This is a genomic window from Burkholderia sp. E168m23 (genome assembly GCF_016586125.1).
Classification (GTDB): Bacteria; Pseudomonadota; Gammaproteobacteria; order Burkholderiales; family Burkholderiaceae; genus Burkholderia; species Burkholderia orbicola.
The window spans coordinates 1-8,669 of sequence record NZ_BCPP01000194.1; the positions used below are offsets into that span (position 1 = coordinate 1).

Annotated in this window: 10 protein-coding genes and 1 pseudogene; 4 read left to right on the forward strand and 7 right to left on the reverse strand. The window is 64.0% G+C overall.

The features are described 5' to 3' along the window. The 5 genes and pseudogenes from aroE to JMF90_RS12610 all read right to left on the reverse strand — a co-directional run. Positions 1 to 88, reverse strand: a pseudogene (gene aroE, locus JMF90_RS40045) (shikimate dehydrogenase); the annotation flags it as partial. Next, positions 88 to 1,308: a CaiB/BaiF CoA-transferase family protein gene (locus JMF90_RS12595; RefSeq protein WP_011549086.1), complete on the reverse strand. Its 1,221-nt coding sequence runs from the start codon at positions 1,306 to 1,308 to the stop codon at positions 88 to 90. The pseudogene aroE and the gene JMF90_RS12595, both read right to left, overlap by 1 nt. Next, positions 1,308 to 1,766: a MaoC family dehydratase gene (locus JMF90_RS12600; protein WP_011549085.1), complete on the reverse strand. Its 459-nt coding sequence runs from the start codon at positions 1,764 to 1,766 to the stop codon at positions 1,308 to 1,310. The genes JMF90_RS12595 and JMF90_RS12600 overlap by 1 nt, the downstream gene beginning before the upstream one ends. A 2-nt stretch (positions 1,767 to 1,768) precedes the next feature. Then, positions 1,769 to 2,161, reverse strand: a complete 393-nt coding sequence (locus JMF90_RS12605) for a VOC family protein (protein WP_011549084.1) — start codon at positions 2,159 to 2,161, stop codon at positions 1,769 to 1,771. Beyond that, entirely contained in the window at positions 2,158 to 3,108 is a 951-nt protein-coding gene (locus JMF90_RS12610) for a ketopantoate reductase family protein (RefSeq protein WP_011549083.1), read from the reverse strand. The genes JMF90_RS12605 and JMF90_RS12610 overlap by 4 nt, the downstream gene beginning before the upstream one ends. Positions 3,109 to 3,189: 81 nt before the next feature. On the opposite strand from JMF90_RS12610, the gene JMF90_RS12615 reads away from it, so the two are divergent. Next, positions 3,190 to 4,110: a LysR family transcriptional regulator gene (locus tag JMF90_RS12615; protein ID WP_011549082.1), complete on the forward strand. Its 921-nt coding sequence runs from the start codon at positions 3,190 to 3,192 to the stop codon at positions 4,108 to 4,110. Between the two features lie 355 nt (positions 4,111 to 4,465). Here JMF90_RS12615 and JMF90_RS12620 read toward each other — a convergent pair whose 3' ends face one another. Continuing rightward, positions 4,466 to 5,095, reverse strand: coding sequence for a TetR/AcrR family transcriptional regulator (locus JMF90_RS12620; protein WP_011549081.1), 630 nt, complete (start codon positions 5,093 to 5,095; stop codon positions 4,466 to 4,468). A 207-nt stretch (positions 5,096 to 5,302) separates the two neighbouring features. On the opposite strand from JMF90_RS12620, the gene JMF90_RS12625 reads away from it, so the two are divergent. The 3 genes from JMF90_RS12625 to JMF90_RS12635 all read left to right on the forward strand — a co-directional run bounded on the left by JMF90_RS12625 (position 5,303) and on the right by JMF90_RS12635 (position 7,417). Further along, positions 5,303 to 6,406, forward strand: a complete 1,104-nt coding sequence (locus tag JMF90_RS12625) for an alpha/beta fold hydrolase (protein ID WP_011549080.1) — start codon at positions 5,303 to 5,305, stop codon at positions 6,404 to 6,406. Positions 6,407 to 6,713: 307 nt separating this feature from the next. Beyond that, positions 6,714 to 6,917 (forward strand): cold-shock protein, encoded by a 204-nt coding sequence (locus JMF90_RS12630; RefSeq protein ID WP_011549079.1) that lies wholly within the window; start codon positions 6,714 to 6,716, stop codon positions 6,915 to 6,917. Between the two features lie 275 nt (positions 6,918 to 7,192). After that, complete coding sequence (locus JMF90_RS12635) at positions 7,193 to 7,417, forward strand: hypothetical protein (RefSeq protein ID WP_011549078.1); 225 nt, start codon at positions 7,193 to 7,195, stop codon at positions 7,415 to 7,417. A gap of 183 nt (positions 7,418 to 7,600) precedes the next feature. Here the strand turns inward: JMF90_RS12635 and JMF90_RS12640 are convergent, their stop codons facing one another. Then, the gene (locus JMF90_RS12640) at positions 7,601 to 8,521 is read right to left on the reverse strand and encodes a LysR family transcriptional regulator (RefSeq protein WP_011549077.1); all 921 of its coding nucleotides are present in this window, start codon (positions 8,519 to 8,521) and stop codon (positions 7,601 to 7,603) included. Positions 8,522 to 8,669 lie beyond the last annotated feature (148 nt).

The window sequence follows — 8,669 nt, forward strand, 5'->3', positions numbered from 1 at the left end:
GCTGCGTCTCTTGCGCGAAGAGGCCGTGAATCAGCGGGGATTTGGTGTGTCCGATCGGATTGCCGATCACCGCGTATTGGTCGGTCATCATTGGCTCACTTTTGAATAGAGGACGCCGTCGGCCTGCATCGCGTCGATTTCGGCCGCATCGAACCCGAGGGACCGTGCGACTTCCGCGTTGTGCTGGCCGAGATCGGGCGCGACCTCGCGAATCGTCGTATCGCAATCGGAAAACCGGAACGGCAGGTTGGGCAGGCGCAGCGTGCCGTAGCGTGGATGCTGCTGCTCGACGACCATGCCTCGGGCCTGGATCTGCGGATCGTTCAACACCTCGTCGATGCGCTGCACCTTCGCGCACGGAACGTCGATGCCGTCCAGCAGGTCCAGTACCGACGCGACGGAACGCGCGGCCACCCACGGTTCGACCACCGACAGGATCGCCGCGCGATGCGCATTGCGCCCGGTGCTGTCGTGAAACCGGGAGTCCGCACCGAAGCCAGCCGGGCCGCCGTGCGCTTCGATCAGTTGTGCAAAGCGCTTCCACGCGTCGTCGACTTGCGCGGCGATCACGAGATCGCCATCGGCGGCACGGAACACGCCATAGAGTGTCGAGGTCGGCATGTCGTGACCGGTCTGCTCGGGCAGCACGCCCTTCAGCGTGTAGCACTGCACCGCATATTCGTGCATCGACACCAGCGTGTCGTACAGCGCCATGTCGACGTGTTGCCCGCGGCCGCTCTTCACGCGCCCCAGCAGCGCGGCGTTGATCGCCGCGACCGCATGAATGCCGGTGTACATGTCGCCGAGCGATATGCGGAGCAGCGGCGGCCGCTCGCCGGGCGTGCCGACCATCTGCATGATCCCGCTCTTCGCTTCGGCGATCAGCCCGAAGCCGGCACGATGTGCGTCGGGACCAGTGTGACCGTACGCCGAAATCGAGCAGTAGACGAGGCCCGGATTGCGCGCCGACAGTTCTTCATAGCCGAGCCCGAGCTTGTCCAGCGCGCCCGGCCGATAGTTCTCGATGAAGACGTCGGCGGAGTCGCACAGCCGCTGCATGAACGCCTTGCCGCGCGCGTCCTTCATGTTCACGCTCACGCCGCGCTTGCCCATGTTGAGCTGCAGGAAGTAGCCGCTTTGCTGGTCGTCGAGCACGGTCGCGTGCTGGCGTCCGGCGTCGCCGGCGCCCGGGCGCTCGACCTTGATCACTTCGGCGCCGAGCGCCGCGAGACAGCGTCCGACATACGGGCCGGCGAGGAAATGGCTGTAGTCGACGACGCGAATGCCTTCGAGGGGACGTGCCTGCATTACAGTGCCTCCGGACGGCGCGGCACCATCAGGCGATGTTCGCCGCGTTGAACGACCTGTCCGTCCTGATTGATCAGTTCCGACGGCAGCACGACGATGCCCCAGTCCGGGCGGCTCTTGCTGGCCCGCATCGAACCGACGCGGAACGTCACGTGCAGCACGTCGCCGACCTTGATCGGCAGCAGGAAATCCCAGGTCCAGCCGAGCGACATGCCCGGCAGGAAGCGATAGTCGCTCTGCGTCTTCAGGCCGTCGGCAATGGACAGGCCGAACAGCCCGTGCGCGACGAGGCAGCCGAAATGGCTGGCGTTCGCGTATTCCTCGTCCACGTGAACGGGCGTATGGTCGCCGGTGAGGTCGGCGTACGCGAGAATGCGTTCCTTGGTCACGAGGTAGGTCGGGCTCGTGCACGTGTCGCCCTCGCGGGCGTCGTCCCAGTATTTCTCGACGATCGTCATGGTCATGCCTCCGCGCGCGGGTTGATCGCCAGTGCTTGCGCGACGCATGAAGCCGGCCTGGCCTGAATCAGTTCGACGGCAAGCCCGTCGGGTAGGCGAATCCAGTTGCGCCCCTGCGGCATCTCCGTCACGTCGAATCGCCGCGCGGCGGCCAGCGCGGCCTCCAGGTCCTCGCACATCACGCCGAGATGGGCGAGCCGGCCTTCCGGGCCATTGTGGTCGGGCGCGTGGATGAATTGCATGCCGCCGAGCGTCCAGTACTGTCGCGGTGCGTCGAGCGGGCCGTCCACTTCGCGCAGCGTCATGCCGAGCACGTCCTCGAAGAAACGGATGTGCCAGTGGATGTCCTTCACCCAGATCGCGACGTGTTCGAGATAGGCTTTCGTGGCGCTCATGCGGCGGCCTCCTCACGTTGGCGATCGGCCATCGCGCGCTCCAGCCCCTTGATGCAGGCGACGAGCGTGGCATTGACCGGGGTCGGCACGCCATGGCGCTGCCCGGCGCGCACGACCGAACCGTTGATGAAGTCGATCTCGGTGATCGAGCCTTTCTCCAGGCTTTGCAGCATCGAGGTCTTGAAGGCGGCGGGCAGCCCCTCGGCGGCGAGGGTCCAGGCCTGTTCGGGATCGGTCATCGACAGCTTGACGCCGGCTGCCTGCGCCGCCGCGATCGCTTCGGCGACCGCCGCGAGCGACGTCGCCTTCAGCAGCGGCTCGTCGTAGAGCTGCCCGTAGGTGAGGCCGGTGAGGCCGGTCAGCGCGCCCGTCGCGACATTCACCAGCAGCTTGTCCCACATCGTGCCGACGATGTTGTCGCTGATCGTCGTCGCGAGGCCGGCGGTATCGAACGCGGCGGCGATCGCCTGCACGCGCGGCGTGATGCGGCCGTCGAGTTCGCCGATGTAGGTGTTTTTGCCGATCACGCCGGATTCGATATGACCCGGCCCGCGCAGCACGCCGCCGACGTAGGTCTTGCCCGCGAGGACGCGCTCGCGGCCGACGGCGTCGCTCAGGATGTCCTCGTGCCCGAGGCCGTTCTGCAGCGACAGCACGACGGTATCGGGCCCGACCAGCGACAGGGCGCCGCGGATCGCCGCGTCAGTGTGGAACGACTTGACCAGCACCACGACCACGTCGGCCGCGCCGACTTCGGCCGCCTGTGTCGTCGCGTGCACGCGTACCTGCCGGGTGCCGCGGGCGTCGTCGACCCGCAGGCCGTCGCGACGCATCGCATCGACGTGTGCGGGCGAGCGGTCGATCAACCAGGTCTCGTGACCGCCTTCGGTGAGGGTGGCGCCGATCGCACAACCCAGTGCGCCGGCTCCTAGAATCGCGATTTTCAATGGTGTCTCCTTGACGTATGGCCTCACGATAGGAGCCGCCGCTCATGCCGACAATGCAATGAGTACAATGACGTCATTGCCATGGACAATAATGCGACGATGCCCGCTGATCTGCCGGACCTGAAGCTGCTTCAGCTATTCGATCTCCTGTACGACGTGCGCAGCGTCACGCGCGTCGCCGAGCAGCTCGGCCAGAGCCAGCCGACCGTCAGCATCTGGCTCGGGCATTTGCGGGAACACCTGCACGATCCGCTGTTCATCCGCACGCCCGGCGGCATGGCGCCGACACCGCAAGCCGACGCGCTGATCGGGCCCTGCCGGGAAATTCTCGAATCGCTGCGGCGCTTCACGGCGTGGGAGATCGCGTTCGATCCCGCGACCGCCCAGCGACGCTTTCGCATCTGCATGACCGACGCGAGCCACGTCACGCTGCTGCCGCGGCTGCTGGCCCATGTCCGGGCGCAGGCGCCGGGCGTCCGGCTGGAAGCCGCACGGATCGACGGCAATACGGAGCGGGCGCTCGAATCCGGCGAAGCCGATCTCGCGATTGGCTACGTGCCGTGGCTGGGCGGCGGCATTTATCAGCAGAAGCTGTATGACCAGGACTGGATTTGTCTGGTGAATCGGCATCACCCGAGGATTCGCGGTCGGCTCGGGGCCAGGCAGTATCGTTCGGAAGGGCATGTCGCCATTACGGCGGGAACGGGGGCGCAACTCCTCGAACAGGCGCTGCGGCAGGCGCGCATCGAGCGAGACGTGGTGCTGGAATTGCCGGGCTTTCTGGGGCTGGGGGCGATCGTTCAGACGACCGACCTGATCACGACGCTACCGCGTCATATCGGCGAGACGCTGGCCCAAGCCAACGATCTGGCGGTTCATGCATGCCCGATCCCGGTCGAAGGCTTCGCGGTGCGGCAGCATTGGCATGCGCGCTATCACCACGAGGCCGGCAACCGGTGGTTGCGCGGCGTCGTGATTCGACTGTTCGGTGCTTCGCATTGACCTGCGGTTTGGGTGTTCGCGATGGCGGCCGGAGCGTTCGCGGTTGCGGTACGTCGACTTCCGGTCTGGCCGAGCTTGCAATCTGGTCACCGATAGACGATCTGCGCGGCGAGGTCGTGCTTGATCGACCTGGCCATGCTTCGGAATTCGGGGTACTCGTCCGGCCGCCTGCCAGTTTTCCACGCGTTCACGTTGCCAGGCTACCGCTGCGCAGTTCGAGCTAACGCGGTCGAGAGAATTGAATTCGCGGCACGTCGTGCGTTCACGGATACCGAACCGGTGCGGCATCACGGCAACGGGCAATTTCCCCGTGATGTGCGCAAGGCACGACGCATGACGAGAACATTGGGCCGGATCACCCCTCGGAAGCGCCCCATCCCTGGCTGCTGACATCTGCCAGTGCGTCGAACACGGCCGGCGAGCGTTCCAGGCGCGCGACCGTGCGGGCGCCTTCGAGCGCGGCGACCAATGCGGCCGCGGCCGAGGATGCGCGCGCGGCAGCGAACCCGCACCCCCTGAAATGCGCCGCAATCACCTCGGTCGAATCGGCAAACCCCCGCGCCACCCGCTGGGTCAGCTCGGCGTCGAGCGCGGGCAGTTCGTTTGCCAGGTTTTGCATGAGACACCCGTACTGGAAATCGGTGGCGACCATTTCGGCCGCAAACGTGCTGAAGATCTGGCGAACAAAATTCAGCGCATGACCGGTCGTATCAGCCGAGATGTTCCGCAAGACGGCAATTCGATGGGTGACGTAGTTATCGATTGCTTCCTCGGCGAGTTGGGCCTTGCCGCGAGGAAAGTGAAAGTAGAACGACCCTTTGGGCGCGCCGCTTTCCTCGAGAATCTGGGTCAGCCCGGTCGCCGTGTAGCCCTGGATGCGAAACAGCCGTTCGGCCGTGGCAATCGCGCGAGCGCGCGCGTCAGTCTTGCGTGTCATGCGGGAAAAGTACCACGTTCCGCTTGACCGGTCTATGGCGATCGCCATACTATGGTGATCACCATATTTCGGAGTTCGACGATGCCCGTCGACAAGAGCAAGCCATCGGCGCCGCGACGAACCGTTCTGGCGATGGGCGCGGCCGGCCTGGTTGCTGCCTTGCTTCGTCCTGCCCGCGCAACCCCGACAGGAGAGAGTGATTTGGCCACGCCGACATACGGTGCAGGAACGCTTCCGAAAGGAGTGCGCTCGCGCATGATCCATGGGGTGAACGGCCTCGATGTTCACATTCTCGAAGCCGGTCATGAAAGCGCCGGCCGGCCGCTCGCGTTGCTTTTGCACGGTTTTCCGGATCTGGCCTACGGCTGGCGGCATCTCATGCCCATCCTGGCCGACGCGGGATACCACGTCGTGGCGCCCGACCAGCGCGGTTATGGACGCACGACCGGTTGGGCGAACGACTATGACGCTCCGCTCGGGCCCTTCAGCCTCCTGAATATGACGCGCGACGCCCTCGGACTGGTATCGGCGTTGGGGTATCGGCATACGTCGATGCTGGTCGGGCACGACCTCGGCTCGCCTGTGGCGGCGTATTGCGCGCTGGCGCGACCGGACGTCTTTCCGTCAGTGGTGCTGATGAGTGCGCCGTTCCCTGGTCCGCCGGCGCTCCCATTCGACACGGCGCGAAGCGAGACATCGTCGGCTCAACCGAACAGCGAAGGCCGGAAGTTGGCGGCGGCGCTTGCCGCGCTCGATCCGCCGAGAGCGTATTACCAGCAATACCTGTGCACACGGAACGCCAACCGGGACATGTGGCACCCGCCCCAAGGTCTATCAGCGTTTCTGCGGGCATTTTTCCACGTGAAGAGCGCCGACTGGCCGGGCAACAAGCCGCATCCGCTGAAGGCGCTCACGGCCTCGGAACTGGCGCAAATGCCCACGTACTACGTGATGGATCTCGGCAAGACGATGCCCGAGACCGTCGCGCCATTCCAGCCGTCCGCCGCCGAAATCCTTGCCTGCAAATGGCTCACCGACGCGGAACTGGGCGTATACACGGCGGAGTATGGCCGTACCGGGTTTCAAGGCGCGCTTCAGGCTTATCGTGTCTTGTCCGATCCCGACCTGAACGCCGAGTTGCGCCTGTTTTCGGGCAGGACGATCGACGTCCCGTCGCTCTTCATTGGCGGCAAGCGCGATTGGGGCACCTATTCGGCGCCTGGCGCGCTCGATCTGATGAGAACGAAGGCGGCGACGAGCATGCGCGGCATCGAGCTGATCGACGGCGCAGGTCACTGGATCCAGCAGGAGCAACCGGGCAAACTCGGCGAGCTGCTGCTCGCCTTCGCGAAGGCGTGAAGCGGGGCGGTGTGGGTCCAGTCGTGACGACAGCCTTCGGCTTCGCTGCCCGCGGTCGGGGAGTCACGTCTGCGATGCGGAAGGGCGTCTCGATGTCGGCGCGTCGAGCTGGATGTCACACAGTTACAAGATAGTCGTTGACGCGGCCGGCACCTGCCGTTAGTGTATGTACCGAAGTCCAAGAAGTCCGATTGCTGTTCATCAATTGCTCGCTCCTCCCCAGCGGTATTCGTTGTCCTCTCCCTCCTTGACGCTTCACGCGCTCTTTCAACAGAGCAAATTTCCCTTTTTTTCTCAAGGAATCTTCATGGATACCGGTATCGTCAAGTGGTTCAACGACAGCAAAGGCTTTGGCTTCATTACTCCGGACAAGGGCGGCGACGACCTGTTCGCTCACTTCTCCGAAATTCGTGCCGACGGCTTCAAGACGCTGGCTGAAAATCAAAAAGTGAGCTTCGAAACGAAGCAAGGCCCGAAGGGTCTGCAAGCGGCGAACATCAAGCCACTGTAAAGTTTGAAGGGCCCGGCCTCCCACGACGGACGCCGGGTCGCAGCGACATCCCAACGGAGCTTCGCCTCCCCAAGTTGGCGCGATCGCCTTGAGCTGTATCGAGTGATTCAGCTGGCCGAGCGTCACACGTCTCGTTGCACTTCATTCCCCCTCCGGCCGCAACGCCTTATTTTCGCTTTCCGACTGCGTCAGATTCAGTCCGCAATGGCTTTGAATCGGCTTACCCGTGCGCATTTCGCACGGCACGCGCGCATTCGAACATCATTAAAATTAAAATGCACAACAAACGAATTCAACAGTACAACGGCTATGCCGTCCAACCCTCGGCGCATCGCTTGCCCGACGGTAGTTTTTCATCCAACCTCCTGCTCGAACGCGCCGATAGCACGCACGACGAAGGCCGCTATCAGTTCTATTCGCTCGATTACTTCACGAGCGAGGCACAGGCGCTCGCGCACTCGGCACGCTGGGCACGCAACTGGGTCGATTCGCGCGGCTAACGGCCACGCCCTGCAGGCGGCGGAGGTGGCGCGATCCGACTTGAGCATCGTCGCTTCGGCGCCATTCCGTCGCGGGTCGGTGCAGATGAGCGACCACGGCGGGTGAGGACGGAAACGTACATCGGGTCGAAATCGCGAGGTGTCGATGAAGTACGACGCCTTTCGCGACCGGCGGCAATCGCCTCACGTCCGACAGGCCGTTTCGGCGCCGAACCGGTCGACCACGAATTCAGTGAAGCTGCGAAGCTTCGGTGATTGCTGCCTCTCCTGAAGATAAAGCAGGTTCATCGTCCGTTCGGGGCCGGCGAAGTCCGGCATGATCTCGATGAGGCGCTTCTCTCGAATGTCGTCGCGTATCAAGATGGAAGGAAGCATCGCGATACCCAGCCCTCTCAACGCCGCCCGGCGCAACGCGTCCGCATTGTCAATTTTCAGTCTGCCGTCCACGGACAGGCTCATCGGCCCATCCGGGCCTTCCAGCGTCCATTGGGTTTGCGCCGCGTGCCATTCCGCTCGGGGCGGATACGCATAGGTCAGGCAATGATGCTCGCCTAGCGCGTGCGGCGTAGCCGGCGCGCCATGCTCGTGAACGTAAGCGGGCGACGCACACAGCACCAGCCGATATGGCGCCAGCGGACGCGCCACCACATCCGGGTTGGCGAGCGTGCCGATGCGAATGGCCGCCTCGAAGCCTTCGTCGAACAGATCGGCGAGCGAATCGGTTGCGACGATATCGAGCTTGATCTCGGGGTAGCGCCGGTAATAGTCCGCGAGCGCGGGAATCAGGCACTCGTTCGTAAACACGACAGGCGCGGTCACGCGCAAACGCCCTCGTGGCTGCTTGAGGTGAGCGAGCGCAAGCTGTTCCGTGTCGTCGACCAGACCGAGAATTTCGACGCATCGCTCGTAGTAAGCGTGGCCGAACGCGCTGACTTTCTGCTTGCGGGTCGTGCGGTGCACGAGAACCGCGCCCAGCCGGCTTTCCAGAGTCTGAAGGTAGTTGCCGACCATGGTCGGCGACAGATCGGACGCTTGCGCGGCCGCCGTCAGGCTACCCGTTTCCACGATACGGACGAATACGGCCATCGCCTTGAGGAGATCCATTACGCAATGCTACTGGATTCTGTTTCAAGGTGCGGCGCGTTTATCGGCCACCGGTTTGGAAATACAGTGCGATAGACGAGCGAAAGGAGAGCAGATATGCCGTATGAACTCACGACGTTGTCGTGTCCGCTGCTGGACCAGGACAGGG

Excerpts from the sequence above, each read along its gene's own strand:
- JMF90_RS12605 (WP_011549084.1), bottom strand. The coding sequence starts at position 2,161 with ATGAGCGCCACGAAAGCCTATCTCGAACACGTCGCGATCTGGGTGAAG.
- JMF90_RS12600 (WP_011549085.1), bottom strand. The coding sequence starts at position 1,766 with ATGACGATCGTCGAGAAATACTGGGACGACGCCCGCGAGGGCGACACG.
- JMF90_RS12620 (WP_011549081.1), bottom strand. The coding sequence starts at position 5,095 with ATGGCGATCGCCATAGACCGGTCAAGCGGAACGTGGTACTTTTCCCGC.
- JMF90_RS12615 (WP_011549082.1), top strand. The coding sequence starts at position 3,190 with ATGGACAATAATGCGACGATGCCCGCTGATCTGCCGGACCTGAAGCTG.
- JMF90_RS12630 (WP_011549079.1), top strand. The coding sequence starts at position 6,714 with ATGGATACCGGTATCGTCAAGTGGTTCAACGACAGCAAAGGCTTTGGC.
- JMF90_RS12595 (WP_011549086.1), bottom strand. The coding sequence starts at position 1,308 with ATGCAGGCACGTCCCCTCGAAGGCATTCGCGTCGTCGACTACAGCCAT.
- JMF90_RS12640 (WP_011549077.1), bottom strand. The coding sequence starts at position 8,521 with ATGGATCTCCTCAAGGCGATGGCCGTATTCGTCCGTATCGTGGAAACG.
- JMF90_RS12625 (WP_011549080.1), top strand. The coding sequence starts at position 5,303 with ATGATCCATGGGGTGAACGGCCTCGATGTTCACATTCTCGAAGCCGGT.
- JMF90_RS12635 (WP_011549078.1), top strand. The coding sequence starts at position 7,193 with ATGCACAACAAACGAATTCAACAGTACAACGGCTATGCCGTCCAACCC.